Source organism: Dyella flagellata (assembly GCF_030160275.1).
GTDB lineage: Bacteria > Pseudomonadota > Gammaproteobacteria > Xanthomonadales > Rhodanobacteraceae > Dyella_B > Dyella_B flagellata.
This window is the reverse complement of sequence record NZ_BSOA01000006.1, coordinates 69642-92878: the sequence shown is the minus strand read 5'-3', so window position 1 is coordinate 92878 and position 23237 is coordinate 69642. Positions and strand designations below refer to the sequence as shown.

Sequence of the window (23237 nt, the reverse complement as noted above, 5' to 3'; positions counted from 1 at the left end):
AGTCATGAGCAACAGCATTCGCAAGCAGCAGCACGCGTCGTCCCCCTCGAATGGATTGCCGGCCCTGCGACGCAAGTTGCTGCCGGCCAGCCTGGTGTCCTTGCTGGGTCTCTTCGCCTGTGGCGGTGACGCATGGGCAGGCGGCCACGTGGCGGCGAATACCACGCCCACGGGCGGTTCGATCGTGGGCGGTAGTGGCTCCATTGCGCAGAGCGGCGCCAACACCACCGTGGTGCAGAATTCGCAGATGCTGGCCCTGAACTGGCAGACGTTCAACGTCGGTTCGAACGCCTCGGTGATATTCAAGCAGCCTTCGTTCACCTCGGTGGCGCTCAACCGCATTCTCGACCAGAACGCCAGCCAGATCTTCGGCCACGTCAACGCCAATGGCCAGATCTTCCTGATCAACACGCACGGCATCATCTTTGGCCGCAATGCGCAGGTTAATGTCGGCGGCCTGGTGGCGAGCACGCTGGACCTCACGCCGAGCGATTTTCTGGCCAACCATTTCAACCTGGATGCGCACGGCGGCAGTGCCGGTGTTGTCAACCACGGCACCATCGAGGCCGCCAGCGGCGGTTCGGTAAGCCTGGTCGGCGGGCAGGTAGCCAACGACGGCCTGATTATCGCCAACTACGGTCACATCAATCTCGACGGCGCCGATCGCGCCGTACTGGACTTCGACGGCGACGGCTTGATCAACGTGCAGATCACCGGCGATCTGCAAAAACGCCTCAATAAAGATGAAGCCGCGGTCGCCAACAAGGGCAGCTTGAAGGCCGATGACGGCACGGTGGTACTGCAGGCTTCGGCGGCGAAGGAACTGTTTACCGATCTGGTGAACAACACCGGCGTGATCAGCGCCGGCGGCATCAGCACCAACGGTGGCAAGGTACAGTTGATCGCCAGCGGCGGCAACGCCGTGACCAGCGGCACTATCGACGTCTCCGGTACCCAAGGCGGCAGCGTGCAGGTGCTGTCGGACCAGAACGTGGGCGTGACCGGCAGCATCGATGCGTCCGGCATTCAGGGTGGCGGCAATATTCGCGTGGGCGGCGGCTATCAGGGCGGGGAAGGGTTGCAGACCGCCAATGCCACCTATGTGGCACCTACCGCGGCGTTGAAAGCCGATGCCACCCAGACCGGCAATGGCGGCTCCGTCGTCGTATGGGGCAACCAGGTCAATAATTTCTACGGCAGCATCAGTGCGCGCGGTGGTGCGCTGGGTGGCAACGGCGGCCTGGTCGAAACTTCCTCGCATTACGGGCTGAACGCGCAGGGCAGCGTGGACGCCTCGGCTGCGCGCGGCAAGGCGGGTACCTGGCTGCTCGATCCCTATGACGTAACGATCAACAGCGGGTCCACCACCAGCGGCATCACGACGTCCGGCAGCACATACACCGCCAGTGGTAATTCTTCGGTCATCGGCAACAACGTGATCAACAACGCGTTGACTGGTGGTACCAATGTGTTCGTGTTCACCGGCAGCAGCGGTACACAGAATGGCGACATCACCGTATCCGCGCCGATTGCGGCCAACGGCGGTGGGTCGCTGTATCTGGAAGCGGCCGGCAGCATCCTGGTCAACAATAGTATCTCAAGCGACGGCTTTGATGCCTTGAACGTCAAGCTGTGGGCCGATTACAGCGGCGCAGCAGCCGGTACGACTTACAGCCGTGCCAGCAGTTGCGCCTCCAGTACCGCCTGCGTGGTGCAATTGAACGGCGCCGCCATCACTACTAGCGGCGGTTATGTCGACATTGAAGCGGGCGGTAACGTTTCCATCGATGCTGCCTCCAGCATCGATACCACTGGCACCTTTTCGAACGGCACGCTGGCCATCGTCACCAATTCCGGCATTACGGCGCAGGGTGCGTTGACTGCCGGCAATACCTTGTTGGTGGGAAATGGGGCGATTTTGGCCGCCAATTCCAACAACAATTTCAATGGCTGGGTGCAATTGAGCGACACCAGCAGCAACGCCGTTACGCTCAGCAATGGCACGAATGCGCTGCTATTGAATAACGTTGCAACTGGTGCAGGAGCGCTAACGTTGTCGGGCGTTGGCATTACGCAGGTAAGCGGCACGTCGATCACAACCAATGCGGGGCCTGCCTCGTTCAATGCCGGCGCAGGGATTATCACGCTCACCAATACGGGTAACAATTTCGCCGGTCCGGTGGCGTTGAGCAACAACGGCAATAACAACGTTGCACTCAGCAACAACGGCAACGCGTTGCAACTGGGCAATGTTGCCGTCGGCACTGGCACGCTGGCCATAAGTGGTACCGGTATTACGCAGGCCAGTGGTACATCGATCACGCAGGCCGCAGGTGCCGGCACGGCCACATTCAACGCGGGTGCGGGCGTCATTACCCTTGCCAACGCCGGCAACGACTTCACCGGTTCGGTGGGGCTCAATAACAGCGGTGCCAACAACGTCAGCGTCAACAATGGTGCCAATTCGCTCACCCTTGACAACGTATTAGTGGGCACTGGCACATTCGCCGTCAGCGGTACGGGCCTGGCCCAGGCGGGCTTCACCTCGGTTGCACAGGCGGCCGGCGCTGGCGCGGTAACGCTCAACGGCGGCACTGGCGCGATCACGTTCGGCAATGGCAATAACTTTACTGGCCTGGTCAACGTCAGCAATAGCGGGGCCAACGACGTAAGCCTCAACAATGGCGGTAATACGCTGACTTTGGGTACGGTGGCGGCGGGAGGTGCTTTTGCGATCAGTTCGAATGCGATCCGCCTGACCCAAAACGTCAGTTCAGGTGGCACGCAGACCTACCAGGGCCCTGTCACGCTCATGGCTGATGCCACGCTGACCGATTCCAGCGGCAGTGGCGTGGTCTTCCAGAACACCGTGGATGGTGGGCATAACCTTACCGTCAGCACCACAGGTACGACCGAGTTCGACCAGAACGTCGGCGCTTCCGCCAACTTGACCTCGCTGTCCGTGGGTACTGGTGGCGTTACGTTGACCAGCGCTGTCCATAGCATTGCCACGACGGGCATCCAGACCTACAACGGCCAGGTGACGCTGGGCCGGTCGACCACGCTGCAGGGCAGCACCGTCAACTTGAACGCGGGTGTCAGCGGTGTCAATCATTCGCTGACCATTACCGGCAATGCTGGTCTCGGCGGCACCTCGTCAGCGCTTTCCGGATTGTCGGTCAGCGGTACGACACAGCTAGCCGGTGCGGTCAGCAGTACCGGGGCGCAAACCTACACGGGTGCAGTGACACTGGCCGGCAGTTCCACGCTTAACAGCACTGGATCGGGTGGGGCAATCAGCTTCGGTTCCACCGTGGACGGTAATTACAGCCTGGGTGTCACCAGTTCGAACAACTCGGTTTCTTTCGGTGGCGCGGTTGGCAGCCTCGCGTCATTGGCTTCGCTGACTGCTCATGGCAGCGGCAGCACCGGGATCACGCTGGGTGGCAACGTCACTACCTCAGGCACGCAGAGTTATACCGGGGTGTTGGCCCTTGGCAATTCCAGCACCGTCTTGACCGGAAGCACGGTGACGGTGAACAGCGCGATCAACCAATCCAGCCAGAGCCTGACCATCACCGGCAATGTCGTGCTCAACAGCACCGGCACGGAGCATCTGTCTACGCTGAGTGTCAGCGGCACCAGCACGCTCAATGGCAACGTTACTACGAGTGGCGCCCAAAGCTATGCCGGACTGGCCACCCTGGGCGGCTCCGTTACCAGCCTTACCGCTACGAGCATCACGTTCGGCAATGGTGCGGATGGAGGCAGCGCCAGTAGTGGTGTCACCCTCAATGGCAACGCCACGCTCGGCGGAAGTTCCTCTTTATCGGGCTTGGCGGTAACCGGCAGCACCCTGCTGCAAGGCAATGTCACTACCAGCGGCTGGCAAACATTTACCGGTCCAGTGACCCTGGCCAGCAATGCAACGCTTGACAGCACCGGTGGCAGTGTCGTTTTCTCCAATACGGTTGACAACAATACGATCACGCCTGAACTGCTGATTGCTGACGCACCCGGCGGTGCTGTGAACTTCGGCGCCGCCGTAGGTTCGAGCGCCACCAACGGCGCCCTCGGCGGACTGACCACCCAAAGCAGCACGTTCAGCGATAGCAGCACGCTCAAGATCGGCGCCGGCGGCCTGTCCATCACCACCACCGGTGGTGATATCACGCAAGGCGGCGCGTTCACGGTGGCGGGTGCCAGCATCTTCAATGCCGGTGGCAACGCCATCACCTTGACCAATGGCAGCAATGCGTTCACCGGCGCGGTGTCGCTTGCCAACAGTGGCTCCAACAATGTTTCGCTTACCAATGGCGGCCTGCTCACGCTGGGCAACGTCAACGTGGGCAGCGGTGCACTGAACCTTATCGGTGCCGGCATCGTGCAATCGGGCGGGCGTATCGTGCAGGCTTCCGGCGCCAGCACGGCCAGCTTCAATGCGGGCAGCAATGCCATTACCTTGAACAGCGCCACCAACAGCTTCACCGGGGCGGTGGACCTAACCGGCGGCAACACGCAGATCACCAGCGGCAGCGCATTGAACCTGGGCACCAGCACCATCAGCGGTACGCTTGCGGTCAGCAATAATGGTGCGGTGAGCCAGAGTGGTGCGCTGAGCGTGACCGGCGCGGCCAGCTTCACGCAGACCAATGCCACTGCCGGAAGCGGGCAGGACATCGTTCTGGGCAACACCAGCAACGATTTCAAAAACACCGTCAGCTTTGCCGCCACGGGTACCAACGCGCAGATCCACAACCTGTCGCTGACCAATACGGACGCCACGCCCGGCACGCTGACTTTGCCCGCCAGCATCACCGGCAACCTGACGCTGGATTACACCACTGCAGCGCTGGCGTTACCGACAATCCAGGTTGGCGGCAGCCTGAGTGCAACTAGCCACGCGGGGATCACGCAGGGCGGCGCGCTTTCCGTGACCGGCACCAGCACCTTCGACGCGGGGTCTAGCGCCCTTACGCTGAACAACACCAGCAACAGTTTCATCGGCGCCTTGGATCTCACCGGCGGCAATACCCAGATCGCCAGCGGCAGTGCGCTGAACCTGGGCACCGGCACGATCAGCGGTACGCTAGCGGTCAGCAACACTGGCACGATCAGCCAGAGTGGGGCATTGACCGTGACCGGTGCGGCTAGCTTCACGCAGAACGGCGCAGGGGCAGACGTCCTGCTCAACGCAGGCAACGATTTCCAGAACACGGTGACGATCGCCGGTACCGGTATCAGGAATCTCTCGCTCACCAACACGGATCTCACCTCGAACGCGCCCGGTTTGCCGGCCAGCATCAGCGGCAATCTCACGCTGAACTACGCCGCCAGCAGCGGACTTACCCTGCCGGCTACGGCCGTGGGCGGCTCGCTGGACGTTACCGCTGCGAACGGCATCCACATCAACGGTAATGAAGCGACTGGCGGTGGCCAGACCTACCACAGCGCGGTGACGTTGAACACGAATGCCACCCTGCAGAGCACGGGTGGCGGCGCGATAGACTTTGTTTCCAACGTGACTGGCCCCGCCAACACGCTCACGCTACTCACAGGGGGCGCGGCAACGGTCGGTGGCACCACGCAGCTCGGCGGCCTGACCAGCACCAGCAGTACCTTCAGCGGCAACGCGTTGACGATCGGCAGCAACGGTCTGTCGATCACCACGACGAACGGTACGATCACGCAGACCGGCGCCTTCATCGTGGCCGGGACCAGCGCCTTCAATGCCGGCAGCAATAGCATAACGCTGACCAATCCCGGCAACAGTTTTGCCGGAGCGGTGTCGTTGACCGGCGGCACGACTACGATCAGCCAGAACTCTGCGTTGACCTTGGGCAGTTTGAACACCGGAGCGCTGACCGTTACCAGCCAAGCTGCCCTGAACCTTGGCAGTGGTACGGTCAATGGCGTGCTTAGCGCAAACAGTGGCGGCGCTATCACGCAGTCGGGCGCGCTGGCGGTGACCGGTACAAGCGGTATCAGCGCCGGCAGCAATAGCATAACGCTGACCGCTGCCAACCACTTCGGCGGTGCGGTGACGCTAACCGGCGGTACTACGCAGATTACCAATGGCGCGGCGCAGCTCACGCTTGGCACGCTCAACACCGGTGCCCTGACCGCGACCAGTGGCGCTGGCTTGAACCTGGGCAGCGGCACGGTGGGCGGTGCGCTCACGGCAGCAGGCAATGGCTTGATCACCCAAAGCGGCGTGCTCACGGTCAATGGCGCGGCAAGCATTACGCAGAACGGCAGCGGGCAGGATGTGCTGCTCGCCAACACCGGTAACCAGTTCAAGAACACGGTGAGCTTCGCCGGTGCGCAGATCAGGAATCTCTCGTTTGCGGACGCCTATGCCACCTCAAGCAGCGCCCTGTCGCTGCCTGCCAGCATCAACGGCAACCTTGCGCTGGATTACCCCAACGCGGGTTTGGGTTTGCCGGGTACTTCGGTAGGCGGCACGCTGAGCGTCACCGCGAACGGCATCACTATCAGCGGCAACGAAACCACCGGTGGTGGGCAAGCCTATAACGGCGCGGTCACCCTGGGGAGCGATGCCACGTTGCACAGTACGGGCAACGGCGATATCGATTTCGCTTCCAGCATCAATGGCACGCATGCGCTGACGCTCAACACGGGAGGCAACGTCACGCTGGGCGGTGCGGCAAATCTCAGCGGCTTGAACAGCACCAGCAACACCTTCAGCGGCAACGCGTTGACGATCGGCAGCGGCGGCCTGGCCATCACCACGACGGGTGGCGCGATCACCCAGACCGGTGCATTCACCGTCACCGGCAATAGCTCATTCAACGCCGGCAGCAATGCGATCACGCTGACCAACGGCGGCAACAACTTTGCCGGCGCCGTGGCGTTGACCGGTGGTGCTGCGCAAATCAGTCAAGGTTCGGCGCTCACGCTGGGTGCGGTGCACACAGGGGCGCTGACGGTGAACAGCCAGGGCGATCTGAATCTGGGCAGCGGCTCGGTCAGCGGCGATCTGGCGGCGACCAGCAATGGCGGCGCCATCGGCGAGAGCGGGGCGTTGTCGGTCAGCGGCAATAGCACGCTCAACGCCGGTACCGGGGCAATCACGCTGAACAACACCGGCAACACCTTCGGAGGCGCCGTCAACCTCGTCGGTGGCGCTACGCAGATCACGGATGCTGCCGCGTTGAGCCTGGGTACGCTGAACACCGGCGACCTGACCGCAACGAGCATTGGCAACCTGAATCTTGGCGGCGGCAGCGTCGGCGGCAACCTGGCGGCGACCAGCAATGGCGGCGCGATCAGTCAGACCGGCGCGCTTTCGGTAGCCGGAACTACCACGCTGAACAGCGGCAATGGCTCGGTAACGCTTACCGACAGTGGCAATGTGTTCACCGGTGCGGTTACGGCGATCGGCGCGGGCGTGTCGCTGAATGACGCAGGCGACCTCACCGTTGCATCGCTTACCGACAACGCCAATGGTGGTGTCAATCTCACTGCCACCGGCACGCTCACCGCTTACGGCATCAGCGCAGGCAGCGGTGATATTTCGCTCGCCTCCAATGGCGGCACGCTGTCGACCGGTGGTGCGATCAGCGGTGGCAATATCTCGCTTACGGGTCTCAAAGGCATCAACTCAAGTAACACCATCAACGCCAGCGGCACGCTTACCTTGAACAGCTCGCAGGGAAGCATCACCAGCGCGGGCGGTATCGCAGCCGGCAGCCTCACTGGATCTTCCAGCGGCGCTACCGCACTCAATGGCAGCAATTCAATCGGTACCCTAGGCGGTTTCAGCGCCAACGGCTTCAGCTTGAGCAATGGCCAAAGTCTGACGGTAAGTGGCCCGTTGAATGGCAACAACAGCGTTGCGTTGGCCGTAAGCAGCGGCGATCTTACGCTGAATGGCAGCGTGAGCGGCATCAACACGGCGCTGTCCGCCGCAGGCGCGATCAACGAGGGCGGCAGCGGTAGCGTGACGGCCAGCACCTTGACCGGCAGTGCAGGTGGCGTCGTCACCTTCAATGGCACCAACCAGATTGGCACGCTGGGCAACTTCAGCGCGGCCAATTTCAGCCTCATCGATGGGCAGGCGTTGACGGTAAGCGGGGCAGTCAACGGCGGCGCCAGCGCATCACTGACCAGCAGTGGCGGTGGCATCACCATCAACGGTTCGATCAGCGGCACCAATACGGCCTTGCATTCTGCCGGTGGCATCAATGAAAGCGGCAGCATCACCGCCGGTTTGCTTAGTGGCAGCGCGGCAGGTGCTGCTGTCCTCACCGGTAACAACCAGGTGGGCACTCTGGGCAACTTCAGCGCGAACGGTTTCAGTTTCAAGGATGGGCAGTCGCTGACCGTCAACGGGTCAGTGAATGGCGGCGGCAATACCACACTGACCACCACTACCGGCAACATCACACTCAACAGTACAGTGACGGGCAGCAACGTCGCGCTGTACTCGGCGGGTGCGATCACCGAAGGTGGCGCTGGCGTCAATGCCGATACGCTCACCGGCGGCTCCGCGGGTGCGACCACACTCAATGGTTACAACCAGGTCGCCACACTCGGAAGCTTTACGGCCAATGGCTTCAGCCTTAGCGATGCTCGAGCCTTGACCGTGGTGGGTCCAGTCAACGGCGGCAGCAGTCTTGCGCTGACCACCACCGGCGGTAGCCTCGCGTTGGATGGCGCAGTAAGCGGTTCAGCCATGAACCTCAACTCGTCAGGCGCGCTCAGTGAAGGTGGCAGCGGCAGCATTACTGCCGACACGCTCAGCGGCAATGTCGACGGCGGTACCACGCTTACCGGCTTGAACAAAGTGGACACGCTGGGCGATTTCCGCTCGCTGGCCGGCTTCAGCTTCGCAAACGATCAAACGCTTGCCTTGGGCTCCGTCAACGGCAGCAGCTACGCAGTAGATGCGGGCACCTCGCCGGTATCGATCGCGGTGTCCCACGGCAGCCTGTATGACGCCGATCACACCTGGACCTACGATGGCACCGGTTCCTGGTCTTCGACCGGCGCGATCGGTACCCAGGCCAGTCCGATCTACGTATTGGGCACCACCACGCAGTACGTAAATCTGGTCGGTACTCCGCCAGCGTATTTCTATGCGGTGGATAGGGTCGGCTCGATCCTGCCGATCGTCGGCGACAGCGTGAACATTCCCACCTCGCTGTTCTCAAGCCGTGCGCAGAACGTCAACAACCACCTGGATTCGTATATCGACGCCAGCGTGATTACGGCGAACTACCGTTCGTTCGGTATCGTACCCACAGGCATTCTGTTGCCGCAGGACCAGCGAGGCTGCCAAGCTGGCGGTGGCGGTACAGATTGTCCGGATGAGTGAAGGATGGGTTGATGCGTAGCGCGCGCGCGGTTGTTACGTGGTGGTGTGGCTTGCTGCTCGTCGGAGCGGCAAGCCACGCGTCGGCGCAAATCGCGCCGCGCTTGACCGGAGAGGCGGTCATCGCCCGCCTCGATACCGCCAAGCAGGACGTGGCTGCGCGCGCCAGCGCTACGCATGACGATCGACTCGCTTCGGTGGGCACGCGGCTAGGCGAGATGGCAGATGCACTGCGTAAATCGCTGGGCGACAAGGCGGGTCAGCCGGCTGACATCATGGACGACAGCAGGCGTATCGCTGTCTTGCGCGCGGACGCCGCCGTACAACGCACGCGTGGTTTTCTCGATGCCGCGCCCAGTTGCCCCGGCAGCGATGCCAAGGCGTTGACGGAAGCCTTGGCCACCACCATCGAGCAGCTCGCCAAGGCATCGGGCTCATCGAAAGCGGCGCCGGTGATCAGCGGCGTCGAAACCATCGACCACCGTCCGTTGTTTGCGCTGCATCCTGGCAATGCGCCCGTGGCCTTGGCGCTGGTCGGCACGAATCTGTCCGATCCGCAATGCGCCGATCCACAGATCAGCGCTACCGACGACAAGGGCAAGCTGCTCGACAATCAACCGGTCATCACCGGTGTATTGCCTACCCGGATCGAGTTGAAACTGCCGGACGGGGCAGGGGGGCGGCCGGGCGCGCTGGTGTTACATGTGGTGCCCAAGCACAAGGGATTTCTGATGGGCTGTTCCGCCCAACCGGAGGCTACGACTGCGCTGCAGGTGACGTCTCCCATGCGTGTCTCCGTCAGCTATGACTTGACTACCACGTGCAGCGGCGGTGAGCGCGTGCCGGCTTCCGGCAATTTGCCAGACATCACCGCCTACGGTGCCACTGCATCTCGCCAGGTGGATGCCGCGTGCCCCAGTCCATCGCGTTACGCGATCAGCGCCAAGGTGACGTTTGGCGACGGCGCCAGCGCTTCCGTCGGGCCGGTCGAGCAAACGGCTGCGGCCGATATCACCATGGGCTTGCCGGCGGGGTTTACGTTGAGCTGGAGTCCTTCGACACGGACGGTGTTCGTGCGCTCGGCGGCGAATGTTTGCAAGGCTGTGTACTGACTCAGGCTGGGATTGTCATCCCAGCCTACGTTTTCTCAGCTTAGTCGTCGCTGGTTCCGGAAATTACCTGCAATTCACTCATGCCACCGGGCGCCAGGTCCTTCATCAAATCCACGAAGTTCAAGCCCACCAGGCGCTGCGCACGACGCAACAGCAGCGGAATAGGGCTGGAAGGCTCGCATCGCGCGTAGTAGTCGCAGATTTCATCCAGCCGGCGCATCACGTCCTGCGGTGTTTCGATCCGACCGCTGGCCGTTTGTTGCGTGGAACCCGATGAGTTCGACGACGCTTCCGCCTCGCCCTCGGTAGGCGCTTCGACAGCCTGCGGCAAGCGCTTCGCCAGTTGCGGCTCCAGAAACTTCTTCACTTCGAAGATATCGCTGAGCAGCGGCTTCAACTCGGGTCCGGCCGTGCCGACGTGGTCACCGAAAATGGCATCGATAGCCTTGACGTGCTCAAGCGCGGCGCTGACCGCAGCCACGTTGTCGGCCAGCTGATCTTCCGGGCAATCCATGCAGCAGGCTTCGATCTGGCTCAGGCTCGGCGGCTCGGCACCACCCTGTTCGCTTTCGGCCAATTTCAAAGTGCCGTTGGCGATGCGCAGATCGCGCAGCGAAAACCGTCCCATCCTGGGCGACTGCACGAACGGGGTGCTGCGGAAAAAACGCAGCATGCCCTGCAGATCGGCGATCGCCGCGACGGCGTTGACCCGTGCGGTGGGGTCGTTGTCATCCTCGGCGTCCAGTTGCGGATGCACTCCCTCCCAGAACTGCTCCAGCAGGCTGCGGATCAAATGCAGGCCGGCACTCCAGCCCGTTAGCCCGGAGGTGCGCATCCAGGCGATGGTCAAATACACCGCCACGCGCAGGTCCTTGGAGCGCCCCAGCAGCGCTTGGGCCTGGTTGGACACCTTGTCCCAGTCCGGCTCCTCGGCGGCGATCACGTCCTCGCCGATGGACCGCTCGGCCTTGGACGCGGCCATGCGCTCCAGGGTCATGAAATCTTGGTCATATTCCAGGTTTCCCCCCGTGGGCGATTCGCCATCGAGGGGGGATAACAGCGACTCCAGAGCGTGGCTGGTCATAGATGCACGACGGTCCTTGAGGTGGGAGAATCCTACCGCAATTGGCGGTGCATGCATGCTGTTTTTGATGGGCGGGGCGGCGTATTGATACATGCTTGCAACGGCTGCCCCAACCGCTCTGCAATAGTGGGTGTGCCCTCGTGGCACAGCCAGGCGCTACTGCCCCGAAAAGCCCGTGCAATAGTGATTTGCATCATTTTTTTTTTTTGCTTGTTTTTTTTGGATAAGTCCATCGTCGCCGTACAGGGACTGGTACCTACTCGCCTCGATGCACGCAATCCGCCCATGCGGCAGGTTCAAGCGGTTGTTGCTTTCCAATCCACTGGGTCAGCGAAGGAGGGGTTATGGAAAATGCCAAGAGTATCCAGATCAAGGCCTACGCCAATGCCGACAGCACTACGGTCGTATGGCGCACGGAGCAGGCGATTCCCGGTTGCCTGGGTTTTGCGTTGCACCGCCGATCTGACGGCGGTGGCAATGAGGTCGTCATCGAGAACCGTATCGGCTTTCAGGGTGATTCGGGCGCGGCGCCGGGCGAGCATCAGTCCAGCGATATCTGGCCGATCCAGCGGATGATCTGGAGCGACTACAGCGCGGAAGCCGCGGGCCAGGTGCAGTACCGGGTAGTGGCGAAGATCGGCAAGCCGGGTGCGCTGAAAGACGGTGTAGCCAGCGACTGGTGTGCGGCGGTCGAAGTCGGTACCGGCAAGACGGATGGTTTCAAGGCCTATTTCAACCGCGGGATTGTGCCGTCGCAGTATATGGCGCGGACCGCACAGGCCATCACGCATGGCAAACCCCAGGATATCGAAAAGCCCGGGAACCCTCTGCGCGAGGAACTCGGTGGCGTATTGCTTACCGCCCTGACGGGTTTGATGAAGCAATCCAATGCCAACGGAGAGACCATTTACGCCGCGCTGTATGAATTGAACGACGTCGAACTCATCGGTGCGCTGAAGGCATTCGGCAAGCGCGGACACCTGCTGCTTGGCTCCGGCGCTTACGGCAACAAGAAAGGGAAGAAGGTCACTGACGAAAACGCGGACGTTCGCAAGGCGTTGAAGGCTTCCCACACGATTGCCGTCTACGATCGGCTGGTCACCAATCCGCATTTTGCGCACAACAAGTTCGTGGTGTTTTGCGACAAGCACCAGCAACCGGTGCGCGTGTGGACGGGCAGCACCAACTGGACCGTGACCGGCCTGTGCACCCAGGTCAACAACGGGATACTGGTGGAGAGCCCGGAACTGGCGCGCGCCTACCTGACACGCTGGCAGGCCCTGATGCAGGCGAAAAACGCCTATCCGCCGTCGCTGGCCCAACAGGGCAGCAAGCCGGCGCATGTGGTGGTGGGAACGGCCAAGGCGCCAGCCACGGCCTGGAACGTACCCTGCAATCAGCTCGTGGATCTGGCCGATGCGCGCCGCCTGATCCAGGGCGCCAGGCAAGGGGTGCTGTTCCTGTTCTTCAATCCAGGGCCGAAAGGAACCTTGCTCAACGACATCCTGGCGCTGAATCAGGAAAACCTCTATATCCACGGTGTAGTCAATGCCGATCCGGGTGGCGGCAAGGCGCCCATTCTCTCGCTGCACGAGCATGGCGATCGCATCGACGCGGACCCGGAAGTCACCCTGCCGGCCAATATCAACGAGTACTTAAGTCCCTGGTTCAAGAATGAGCCCGGTGGACCGATGGTGATGATCCATTCCAAGGTCGTCGTGATCGACCCCTTTGGCGCGCATCCGGTGGTGATGACCGGTTCGCACAACCTGGGGCCGAAAGCCAGCATGAAAAACGACGACAACCTGCTGATCATCGAGAACGCGCCGGGCCTCGCGCAGGAATACGCGGTCAACATCATGGGCGTGTTCGATCACTACAAATTCCGTCAGAACCACCACGTCAGCGCGAAGTCCGCCAAGCCGAAGAAGGGCGCTGCGAATGCCGCGAAGTGGGGCGGATTGCAGAGCGATCCTTCGTGGCAGGATGCCTATCTGCAGCCGGCGCACCAGCGTGAGCTGGCGTTCTGGTTCGGCGAATTCCATCCTTCCGTGCCCGGCAAGGGGACGGCACACATCCTGCAGCACGGTCATCCGGTGCATGCCGCGGACGGTACCGCACACAGGGGTAAGACCAGGAAGGTGGCGAAGAAGCGGGCGTGATCAGCCAGTGGGCCCGTCGCCCCGGCTTTTTGCCGGGGCGACGGATCTGCGCTCCAATCGCTCCGGCCCGCTGGTCAAAATCATAAAGGCCATGCTCTGGAAATCATTGCCCGAGCTTTGCTGGAGTGCGTGTGTGCCGGCACGCATGGGGATGATCATGGCAGGGTGGAAAATCAATCTGGTGGCCGCGTTATTGCTTATTTCCAGTCAAGGCCATGCCAGCCAAGGCCATGCGGGTACCGCAGTTCGAGTGACTGTGCACGCCGATCAGCCAGGCGCGGTCATCCATCGCGAGATTTACGGCCAGTTCGCCGAGCAGCTTGGGCGCGGCATCTACGGTGGCATCTGGGTGGGGGAAGACTCCTCCATTCCCAATATCAGGGGCTACCGCAAGGATGTGGTCGACGCGCTGAAAGCGATCAAGGTGCCGGTGATCCGCTGGCCGGGCGGCTGTTTTGCCGATCAATACGACTGGCATGACGGCGTAGGTCCGCGTGACCAACGGCCAGTGCGTTTGAACGCCTCCTGGGGTGGCCAGGAAAACAACCATTTCGGTACGCACGAGTTCATGGATCTTGCCGAACTGATCGGCGCCAAGACCTATCTCAGCATCAATGTAGGCACCGGCTCGCCGCGCGAGATGAGCCAGTGGATCGAATACATCACTGCCGATGGCGACACGAGCCTGGCGCGAGAGCGGCGTGCAAACGGCCGCGACCGGCCCTGGAGGCTCGACTACATCGGCATCGGCAACGAAATGTGGGGCTGCGGCGGTTCGATGCGGCCGCAATTCTATGCCGATGTCTATCGCCAGTACGCCACCTTCGTGCATGCGCCGGAGCATAAGCCGATCATCAAGATCGCCAGCGGCGCCAATGCGGACGATGTGGCTTGGACCGATACCGTGATGTCGCTGGCCGGCAGCCAGATCGATGCCATCAGCCTGCACAACTACACCATCCCCACGGGCGATTGGTCGCACAAGGGATCGGCCACGCATTTCGACGAGGCGCAGTGGATGTCCACGTTGCAGGGAGCGCTGCACATGGATGAACTGATCGCCAGGCACAGCGCGGTGATGGATAAATACGATCCGAGCAAACGCGTGGGATTGGCGGTGGACGAGTGGGGCATTTGGACCGATCAGGAGCCTGGGGCGGGCGATGCGGCGCTCTTTCAGCAGAACAGCCTGCGCGATGCCATTTCAGCGGCGATCACCCTGGATATTTTCCATGCGCACGCGGACCGCGTACGCATGGCCAATATCGCGCAGATGGTGAATGTGCTGCAGGCGATGATTCTGACCGACAAGGCGAAGATGGTGCTGACGCCGACGTATTACGTGTTCGACCTGTACAAGGTGTTCCAGGACGCGACCTCTTTGCCGGTGGACGTGCAAGGCGCTACGTATCGTTACGGGGCAGTCTCGGTGCCAGGCGTGCATGCTACGGCGGGGCGCGACGCTGCGGGCGTCGTGCATGTGGCGCTGGTGAACCTGGACCCGCACCACGCCGATACCGTCCAAGTTCGATTGGATGGCCTTCGCGCTAGCAGTGTTCAGGGGAAGCTGCTTACGGCGCCGCAAATGACGTCCATCAATACCTTTGACCAGCCGCATGAAGTGCAGCCTACGGCTTTTGACGGAGCGAAATTCGGCGCGGGGATATTGACTGTCGCGTTGCCGTCGAAGTCGGTAGTGGTGTTGGATATCCGCTAAACCGCATGTGCGTCTGACTACGCGTAAGCTGGAGTGCAAACCCTGAGGTATCCCCACGTTTTTTGCTCTTGGATCCCGTAAAAATCAGGCAGCTGCGTTTTAGCCCGCTGATATCCAAAGAAACGGGCCGTCATTCCCGCTTTCGCGGGAATGACGGCATTTGGGGCACGTATGCAGGTAAAGGAAAAACGTGGGGATACCTCAGGGTGCAAACCCAAGCATTGCCCTGTATGCCTATCGCGATGGTGGATTATGTAGCAAAGCGCGCTTGCTCCTCCCCTGCACGCAGGGGATGGAGTGGCCAGTGCATCAATTCGGCGACGTGCCGTAGATAACACCGCGAGCGCCGTTCGTGCCCAGATACACCGTGCCGAACGTCCGCGGATCACCCACCACCAGCGACACGCCGCCCCATTGATGTTGCGCGTCATTGATCTGCACCCAGCTGGCGCCGATATCGGTAGAGCGGAACAGCCCGGTTACACCGTTCACCGTGCCTGATAGATAGATGGTCGGATAGTACTTGCCGACTGCCGCCTTGCCGAAACCGATCGAATTGGCGGTTGTCACGGTGGAAGCGTCGACCTGACTCCAGCTCCAGCCGGAACTGGTGCTGCGATACAGGCCCGATGGTGTAGCGAGCCAGATATCTCCTTGTACGCTGGTCACCGTGACCGCCTGGCTTTTCTGCCACGAGGCCACGGTGGGCAGGCCGGATGTTGCCGATGCATACCAGGTTACGCCTTTGTCGGAGCTGCTGAAGAACGTGCCGGATGCCGGGTTCCAGGCATAAAACAGATTGGCGTTGGCGCCGTCCGACAGGACTTGTGCGCCGGTGGGAAGTTTCGTCGCACCGCTGGCGGAGGGATAGGTCAGCGTCGTCCAGGTGGTGCCATGATCGGTGGAGGCTACAGGCGCTACATCCGTAGGGGCCCATACGATGGTGTCGCCGTCCGCAGAAACCGCCACCGTGCCGCCGCCATTGCTGGAGCCTGCCTGATTGGCAAACGCCGTCCAGGTCTTGCCTCCGTCGCTTGAGACCGAACCGAACACATTGTTGCCGCCGGTACCAACGCGCACGATCGTCGACGGTGCGTTCTTTGCAAAGTCCAATCCGGTGCCATTCCCGCAGACGGGGTTGCTGACCTGGGTACTGGGAGCAACAGTGAGGCTGGCATGCACGAAACCGCAGACGTCGCCGAGGCCGCTGATCAACGGCGCACCGGCCGTGGGCGAGATCATCGCCAGCACCGCCGTTTCCTCGATACCATTGGCGCCGACGTGCCAATGGGTCGCCTTGCCGGCATCGGCGGCGGTCAGGTCGAAGGTGCCCCAGATGCCGCCGCCGGTGCCGTACATCGCATGGGCGGAATTGAATGGATCGATCACCACTTCCCCCCAATTGCCAAACGGCGCCTGGGTCTGGCCTTGCGGCACGATCCACGGCGACAAGCTGGCGTCACGCACGGCATTGGCACCTACGTCCGTCCAGCTCGAACCGCCGTTGATAGTGCGATACATGGTGTCGCTCGGCCACCAGTGATCCATGCTCATCACCACCACCGTGCCGGGCCTGGCCGAATCCACCGCCAGACCGCTGAAGCCGGAGGGATAATTGTATTTATCCGATGGCGTGATGTTCTGCCAGGTATTCAGGCCGATGTTGTATTTCCACACTTGGCCCGCGGTCATGCCGTTGGGGCCGATGGCATTGCCGTAAGTCACGTACAGGTTGCCGTCCGGACCGATCAAGCCACGTTGCGGCAGAAGTCCGCTCGGACCGCCGCTGACCGGCAACCAGGTCACGCCGCCGTCGGTGCTCTTATAAAGCGTCGACGTTGCAGTTTTGGTGGATACTCCGGCAAAGACGGTCTTGGTCGGTGAGCCTCGGTGGCCGGAATGTTTGTAGAAAGCAATAAAGGCTACGCCGGCACCGCTGCCGTCGCTGGACAGCGCATTGAAGCCGATTACCTTGGTCCAGGTACTACCGCTGTCCGTGCTCGTCCACAGGCCGTTGGTGCTGGCTTGCGCTGAGTCGTTGAAAGTGCCGTAAAACAGAATCGAGCCTTTGTTCGGGTCCACCTGCAAACGTTCGCCGACGTTGCGTCCATCGTCATTGCCGCCGACGCGGAAGTTGAGCGGATGCGCAGTAAAGTGCGCGCCCTGGTCGGACGACACCAAGATCGCACCGTTGGCGCCCCACCATTGCGTATACAAACCGGCGACCAGGTACAGCATATGCGGGTTGTTCGGATCGATCGCGATGCTTTCGATGCCCATCCATTGCGAGTCGGCCGGCGATGTCCAGTCGCTCAGCGATACCCATTGGCCAGTGAAGGCGTTGTAGCGGTAGGCGCCGCCCACGTCGGTGCGGGCGTAGAACAATCCTGGTTGCCTTGGATGCGCGATGATGCCGTCGACATAACCACCGGCAACGATTCTTGCGTTGTCCCAGGTGTAAGAGGGGGACGTGGTTTGCGCCGAGAGTGTCGTTACGGCTGAGAGCGAAAGCGCGGCAAGCGTGCCGCAAAAGAGTCCCTGGGCAATCGCCCGGTGCAACAGCTTCTTCATGGTCCCCTCCGGTTTGTCTATGCAGATCATGGCGGGAGTTCGCTGCCTTTGATCCATCCAGGCACCGTTAGGCAGGCGATTCACTACGCCGTGTTTTCGCAACAGAACAGCTCTTTCGTTGCGGGCTTGCTTGAAGCCGGCGGCACTCTACGCCGATTTTTTTTTGGACACCCTGTCCTTGGCGCGTCGATTGCCGGGCGATGCGGATACTCATGCAATGCAACAAATCACGGGCTGGATTTGTGCCGACAAACGCCATGCCGAATCGCTGGTCAGCGATTCATGCGCGAGAGCTTTTCCTGCTCCGGCACTCTATCTTTCAAGCACTTGAGGGTGGCATTGCGAAGGACACCAATCGGGCTTATGAAAATGCTAGCTGCACAGCAGCAACGGCTTTCTTCGGAAGCGGCAGGCCTTGTTCGGGCGAGCCGCCATCCGCAGGCGCCAAGGCGTTGACGAAATAACGATCGTTATCTAGTATTGGATAACGGTCGTTATTTGTACGGCCGTTGACGGCCGCGCCCATTCCGCGGTGCCAACTACCCACAAGGAGTCTGTCATGCCGCTCACTCTGACTCTCACCGAAGGCGTTTTGCCCAAGGGGACCGAAAAGACCACGTTTGCCCGCCTTTCCGATTGCATGCTCAAGTGGCATGGCCAGTCCGAGAACCAGGATTTGAAGCGTAATGTAGTCGGTTCCATCCACGTGGTTCCGCAAGACCGTAGCTTCTCAGGCTCGATGGAAGGCCCGGTGGTGTTCATCGAATGGAAAGTGCCGGCGTTTATCTTTGCGAGACGTGAGATCCAGCAGGGCTACATCGAGGAGGCCACCAGCATCGTGTACGAGGCTTCCAACGGCAGGCAGCCCAAGGACCGTATCTGGGTCAATGTGGTGCATGCGGTGGACGGCGCCTGGGGGATTGCGGGTCAGGCGCTGACCAATGCCCAGTTGACTGGGTCCGCCGCGGCCTGAGTTCGCCGCTTACGCTCCGGCCGTGAAACGTACTCCGCACCATCCCGCCTGCTTCGGCGGGATGGTGCGTTCTTGCGACCATCATTTTCTCTTTTTGATCGCCGCTTTCTTCGTCGCGCGTTTTTTGGGGGCAGCTTTGGGTTTTTCTTTCATCGGCAACAGTGCCTGGAGCGCGCCTTGCGCGATTTTCCGGGACAGGCTTTCGCTGGAAACCGCGCGCGCCAGGGTCACCGCGCCGGCAAGCAGCGCCAGGGCTGCATAGGCGGATTCCTCGTCCGCCGGCGTAACGGGGGAGGGCGGGCCTTCGGCGATGGCTTTGGCAAGCTTGCGCAGCTCGGCTTCAAATTGCGCGCGCAGCGGTTCATCCAGGCGCGCGATTTCCGCAGGAAGACTTTGCAGAGCGCAGCTTTCGGACAGATCGCAAGTACGCTTTACGCTGAGATAGAAGCGCACGAATTGAGGCCACCATGCCTTGTCATGCTGTGCCTGCAAATGGCGCACGGCTTCCTGCAGTTCCAGCATGCCCTGCAGCATCGATTCCTGGAACGCTGCTTTCTTGGAGTCGAAATGCACGTAGAACGCGCCGGAAGTCATGCCTGCTTCCTTCGCTAGAGCGTCGACGCCGATACCGCCGTAGCCGCCTTTGCGAAAGCCGCGGCCGGCAGCATCAATGATGCGTTGGCGGGTTATTTTTTTCTGCTCGTCGCGGAGAATCATGGCGTGCGGTGTCGCTTTGAACCGGATGGATGGTGTCAGCGGACAGCATAACCTGATTGAGGATTTTGAGGGCCTGGCAATGGGTTTTCCAGCTGCGGGGTGTCGACCCCGGCATTCGTGCGCCGGTATGATGCGAGTGGGCCCTCTCCTGGAAGGGAGAGGGCCTCCCTAGGAAGGATTAAAGCGGCCCCCACGCCCCTTCATTGGCGGTGCCATTGGCGGCGACATTGGTGATGGCCTGTGTCGCCATGTCGAGCAGATGCACCGAGAAGTACTGCCCCGGATGCGTGCCTTGGGTGACATAGCGCGTACAGTTCACAAGCACGTGCGAATCATCCGCCGACCATTGCACGGGATAGTAATAATCGAACGCCACGGGGTGCGTGGTGATCTGGCGGACGTGGCTGCCATCGGGGTACATCACAAACACGGCACCAAAAGTACCGTAGTTGGTGCCGGGCACAGCGACATCCCTGGCGAATGCTATTTCTCTGCCGTCATGCGACCAGCTCGGCGAGCTGCCATAAAGCGTGCCGAATTCCGAACCCAGCGTCTGGCCGGTGGTGAAGTTCACGATCTCCATGGCGGTGGTGGCATCCCAGGCATAAACACCGTGGGTGCCATCGGGAGAAATCTCCAGATGAGCGACGTCGCCAGTAGTCAGATGCGAGATTCGGGTGGCCTTGCCTGTCGCAGCGTTGACGCTATAGACATCCGAATACGCCGGCGGATTGACCCCTTCGGTTCCGTAGTAGTGAACCTCGACGAATAGCTTCGTACCATCGAGCGACCACTGTGGCGCCTGGAACACCGCATCGACAGGTCCGGGGCAGAACAAGATGTGCTGATCTTCGCCATAGGGCCTGACCAGGGCCAGGCATTGATTGGTGTCCACGCCGCCATCGATATAGGCGATCCAGTTGCTGGGTCCCCATACCGGAAATTGGTGCCGGCTGCTGCCTACGGTAATTTGCTGAAGCCTGCCGGCATCACGATCCATGCGGTAGATTTCCGATTGCGTGAACCATTGCTTGGTGGAGACGCGTTCAAAGACCACGGCACGGCCATACGGGGACCAGCGAGCCCCCAGATCCAGCGTGCCTAGGCTTAGAGGTATCAGCTGCGTGACCGCGCCACCGGCTGCGGGCGCTCGATACAGCGTCGTGCCATTTGGGCTATCGGAAGTATCGACATGAGTTTGTGAATAAAGAACCGAACCTACAGGCGCCAGCAAGGCTGCCTGGGTAGCGGATGCGGATGCGCCCACAAATAAACCGGCGGCGACAATAAGGGACGTCGCTGCCCAGCGACGCATTGGCTGCGTGACTATCATACGGACTACCTCTGTGTTCCCCTGTGTAGATGTGCCCTGAGCGCGAAATGCTTAGGGCGTGTGGGAGATGCTAGGGCTGCAAATGTGAAGCTTCGGAAAAAAAGCTCGTAAAATTGACGCTGAAGTCGTGCACGTTTGTAGCGTTTTCTTTTTCATGGAAGATGGAGCGTTAAAATATTTTGTTTCCGTCGTCGCGCAAAGTTTTTCCAAGGACTTATATGTCTAGGATTTAAATCGTTGCGCTATTAACAGTTTCTTCTTCATTCTTGCTACACACTTTAACTACCTCCGAATTCGTGATGGCGGCGTCATGAAGCAGCGATACGATGCAGTGGTCGTTGGCGCGGGGCAGGCAGGCCCTGCCTTGGCGGAGCGCCTGGGTAAATCCGGCCGCAAGGTGGCCGTGGTCGAGCGCAAGCTGGTGGGTGGCACCTGCGTCAATACCGGATGCATTCCCACCAAGGCCATGGTGGCAAGCGCTTATGTTGCGCATCAAGGGCGTCGCTCGGTCAGCTATGGTGTGAACACGGGCGAGGTTCGAGTGGATATGGAAGCCGTCTGGCAGCGCACGCAGGGCATATCCGGGCAATCGCGCAGCAATGTCGAGAGGTGGCTGGCCGGCATGCGGAACGTATCTCTGCTGCGCGGGCATGCAGCATTCGAATCGCCGCGCACGCTGCGTGTGGGGGATGCGCTGATCGAAGCCGACGAAATATTCCTCAATGTCGGCGGCCGCGCCGTCATCCCGGATTTCCCCGGCATCGACAGCGTGCCCTATCTCACCAATACCGGCATTCTAGGATTGCGCGAGCTTCCCAGGCACCTGGTGATCGTCGGTGGCAGCTATATAGGGCTGGAGTTTGGGCAGATGTTCCGGCGCTTCGGGGCCGAGGTCAGCATTGTCGAACGCAGCGATCGCCTGTTGCCAAGGGAAGATGCCGATGTGTCGGCGGCGGTGGTCGACATTTTGCAGAGAGAGGGCATCCAGTTTCATCTCGCTTCCGAATGCATCCAATTGCAGGGCAAAGCTGGCGATATAAGCATCGAGGCCAAATGCGCCAATCCGCGCACGGAGGTGCATGGCACGCACGTTCTATTGGCGGTAGGGCGTCGTCCCAATACCGACGCGCTTGAACTGAACAAGGCTGGCGTGATTACCGACGAGCATGGTTACATCCGCGTCGACGATCAATGCCGCACCAACGTCGATGGCATCTGGGCCATGGGGGAGTGCAACGGCCAGGGTGCCTTTACTCACACCTCCTACAACGATTACGAAATTGTCGCCGCCAATCTGCTGGACAAGCAGCCGCGGCGCATTTCCGATCGCATCCTTGCGTACGCGCTGTTCATCGATCCGCCCTTGGGGCGCATCGGGCTTACCGAGCGGGAGGCCTTGGACAAGGGCCATGACGTGCGGGTAGGTGTGCGGCCTATGACGCGCGTGGGGCGCGCGATCGAGCGCGGTGAAACGCTGGGCTTCATGAAAGTGGTCGTCGATGGGAAAAGCGAGCAATTGCTCGGCGCGGCCATCCTGGGCGTCAACGGCGACGAGGCTATCCATAGCCTGCTGGATGTGATGTATGCCAAGGCGCGCTTTCAAACCGTGACTCACGCCGTGCATATCCACCCCACCGTGGCGGAATTGCTGCCGACCACTTTGCAGAGTCTTGTACCCGTAAAATGAGGCCTTCAGGCCGATGCAGTGCAGCTCGGCTTATCTCCAGCGTAAGCTTGCATCTATAGTGATGCTACGGAGTCACCCATGAGCTACACCATCGGCAGCTTGGCCAAGGTCGCCGAGGTCCCCATCGAAACGATCCGCTATTATCAGCGGCGCGGGCTGGTTTCCGAGCCGGCCAAGCCACTGGGTGGTATCCGTCGTTACGATGAGACCCATGTGCGCCGCCTGCGCTTCATCAAGCGCGCGCAGTCGCTCGGGTTCAACCTGGACGAAGTGGCTGATCTGTTGGCTTTGGAAGATGGGCGCCATTGCCGTGAGGCCGAGCAACTGGGCGAGAATAAATTGGCGATCGTGCGCGAGCGCATTGCACAGCTGCGGCGCGTCGAACAAGCCTTAACGGAGCTGGTGGATCAGTGCCATTGCAATACCGGCCAGGTGCATTGTCCGCTGATCGCGGCCCTGGAACAGATGGCTTAGGGCATGCTAGGGATCCCTGATCTATTCCGCGTGCCCGGCATGACGTCCAGAAGGCCCGCAGGGCGTGTCG

General features: G+C 61.1%; 12 protein-coding genes. 7 read left to right on the top strand and 5 right to left on the bottom strand.

Annotated features, from left to right (window positions below):
• The first annotated feature begins 4 nt into the window (after positions 1-4).
• Positions 5-9340 (top strand): filamentous hemagglutinin N-terminal domain-containing protein, encoded by a 9336-nt coding sequence (locus tag QQJ96_RS04895; protein WP_284330844.1) that lies wholly within the window; start codon positions 5-7, stop codon positions 9338-9340.
• A gap of 11 nt (positions 9341-9351) precedes the next feature.
• Positions 9352-10449: a hypothetical protein gene (locus QQJ96_RS04890; RefSeq protein WP_284330843.1), complete on the top strand. Its 1098-nt coding sequence runs from the start codon at positions 9352-9354 to the stop codon at positions 10447-10449.
• A 40-nt stretch (positions 10450-10489) separates the two neighbouring features.
• Here QQJ96_RS04890 and tssA read toward each other — a convergent pair whose 3' ends face one another.
• Positions 10490-11533, bottom strand: coding sequence for a type VI secretion system protein TssA (gene tssA, locus QQJ96_RS04885; RefSeq protein ID WP_284330842.1), 1044 nt, complete (start codon positions 11531-11533; stop codon positions 10490-10492).
• A gap of 344 nt (positions 11534-11877) precedes the next feature.
• On the opposite strand from tssA, the gene QQJ96_RS04880 reads away from it, so the two are divergent.
• Positions 11878-13695: a phospholipase D-like domain-containing protein gene (locus QQJ96_RS04880; RefSeq protein WP_284330841.1), complete on the top strand. Its 1818-nt coding sequence runs from the start codon at positions 11878-11880 to the stop codon at positions 13693-13695.
• Positions 13696-13852: 157 nt separating this feature from the next.
• Complete coding sequence (locus tag QQJ96_RS04875; RefSeq protein ID WP_284330840.1) at positions 13853-15412, top strand: alpha-N-arabinofuranosidase; 1560 nt, start codon at positions 13853-13855, stop codon at positions 15410-15412.
• Positions 15413-15721: 309 nt separating this feature from the next.
• Here the strand turns inward: QQJ96_RS04875 and QQJ96_RS04870 are convergent, their stop codons facing one another.
• Together QQJ96_RS04870 and QQJ96_RS04865 are read right to left on the bottom strand one after the other, a co-directional pair.
• Entirely contained in the window at positions 15722-17983 is a 2262-nt protein-coding gene (locus QQJ96_RS04870; RefSeq protein WP_284330839.1) for a WD40/YVTN/BNR-like repeat-containing protein, read from the bottom strand.
• Positions 17984-18344: 361 nt separating this feature from the next.
• Positions 18345-18509 (bottom strand): hypothetical protein, encoded by a 165-nt coding sequence (locus QQJ96_RS04865; RefSeq protein ID WP_284330838.1) that lies wholly within the window; start codon positions 18507-18509, stop codon positions 18345-18347.
• Between the two features lie 33 nt (positions 18510-18542).
• On the opposite strand from QQJ96_RS04865, the gene QQJ96_RS04860 reads away from it, so the two are divergent.
• Positions 18543-18956: a hypothetical protein gene (locus QQJ96_RS04860; RefSeq protein ID WP_284330837.1), complete on the top strand. Its 414-nt coding sequence runs from the start codon at positions 18543-18545 to the stop codon at positions 18954-18956.
• A gap of 81 nt (positions 18957-19037) precedes the next feature.
• On the opposite strand, the gene QQJ96_RS04855 is transcribed toward QQJ96_RS04860, so the two are convergent.
• Entirely contained in the window at positions 19038-19673 is a 636-nt protein-coding gene (locus QQJ96_RS04855; RefSeq protein ID WP_284330836.1) for a TetR/AcrR family transcriptional regulator, read from the bottom strand.
• Positions 19674-19851: 178 nt separating this feature from the next.
• Entirely contained in the window at positions 19852-20940 is a 1089-nt protein-coding gene (locus QQJ96_RS04850; protein WP_284330835.1) for a TolB family protein, read from the bottom strand.
• A gap of 376 nt (positions 20941-21316) precedes the next feature.
• Here QQJ96_RS04850 and QQJ96_RS04845 point away from each other — a divergent pair, with 376 nt between their 5' ends.
• Positions 21317-22693, top strand: a complete 1377-nt coding sequence (locus tag QQJ96_RS04845) for an FAD-containing oxidoreductase (RefSeq protein ID WP_284330834.1) — start codon at positions 21317-21319, stop codon at positions 22691-22693.
• A 78-nt stretch (positions 22694-22771) separates the two neighbouring features.
• On the top strand, positions 22772-23167 hold the full coding sequence (gene merR, locus QQJ96_RS04840) for a mercury resistance transcriptional regulator MerR (RefSeq protein ID WP_284330833.1): 396 nt from the start codon (positions 22772-22774) through the stop codon (positions 23165-23167).
• Positions 23168-23237 lie beyond the last annotated feature (70 nt).

What these genes read in the sequence shown, in the direction of transcription:
- QQJ96_RS04895 (WP_284330844.1), top strand. Translation starts at nt 5, where the DNA reads ATGAGCAACAGCATTCGCAAGCAGCAGCACGCGTCGTCCCCCTCGAAT.
- QQJ96_RS04870 (WP_284330839.1), bottom strand. Translation starts at nt 17,983, where the DNA reads ATGAAGAAGCTGTTGCACCGGGCGATTGCCCAGGGACTCTTTTGCGGC.
- QQJ96_RS04855 (WP_284330836.1), bottom strand. Translation starts at nt 19,673, where the DNA reads ATGATTCTCCGCGACGAGCAGAAAAAAATAACCCGCCAACGCATCATT.
- QQJ96_RS04845 (WP_284330834.1), top strand. Translation starts at nt 21,317, where the DNA reads ATGAAGCAGCGATACGATGCAGTGGTCGTTGGCGCGGGGCAGGCAGGC.
- QQJ96_RS04875 (WP_284330840.1), top strand. Translation starts at nt 13,853, where the DNA reads ATGGCAGGGTGGAAAATCAATCTGGTGGCCGCGTTATTGCTTATTTCC.
- QQJ96_RS04860 (WP_284330837.1), top strand. Translation starts at nt 18,543, where the DNA reads ATGCCGCTCACTCTGACTCTCACCGAAGGCGTTTTGCCCAAGGGGACC.
- QQJ96_RS04880 (WP_284330841.1), top strand. Translation starts at nt 11,878, where the DNA reads ATGGAAAATGCCAAGAGTATCCAGATCAAGGCCTACGCCAATGCCGAC.
- QQJ96_RS04865 (WP_284330838.1), bottom strand. Translation starts at nt 18,509, where the DNA reads ATGGGCGCGGCCGTCAACGGCCGTACAAATAACGACCGTTATCCAATA.
- tssA (WP_284330842.1), bottom strand. Translation starts at nt 11,533, where the DNA reads ATGACCAGCCACGCTCTGGAGTCGCTGTTATCCCCCCTCGATGGCGAA.
- merR (WP_284330833.1), top strand. Translation starts at nt 22,772, where the DNA reads ATGAGCTACACCATCGGCAGCTTGGCCAAGGTCGCCGAGGTCCCCATC.
- QQJ96_RS04890 (WP_284330843.1), top strand. Translation starts at nt 9,352, where the DNA reads ATGCGTAGCGCGCGCGCGGTTGTTACGTGGTGGTGTGGCTTGCTGCTC.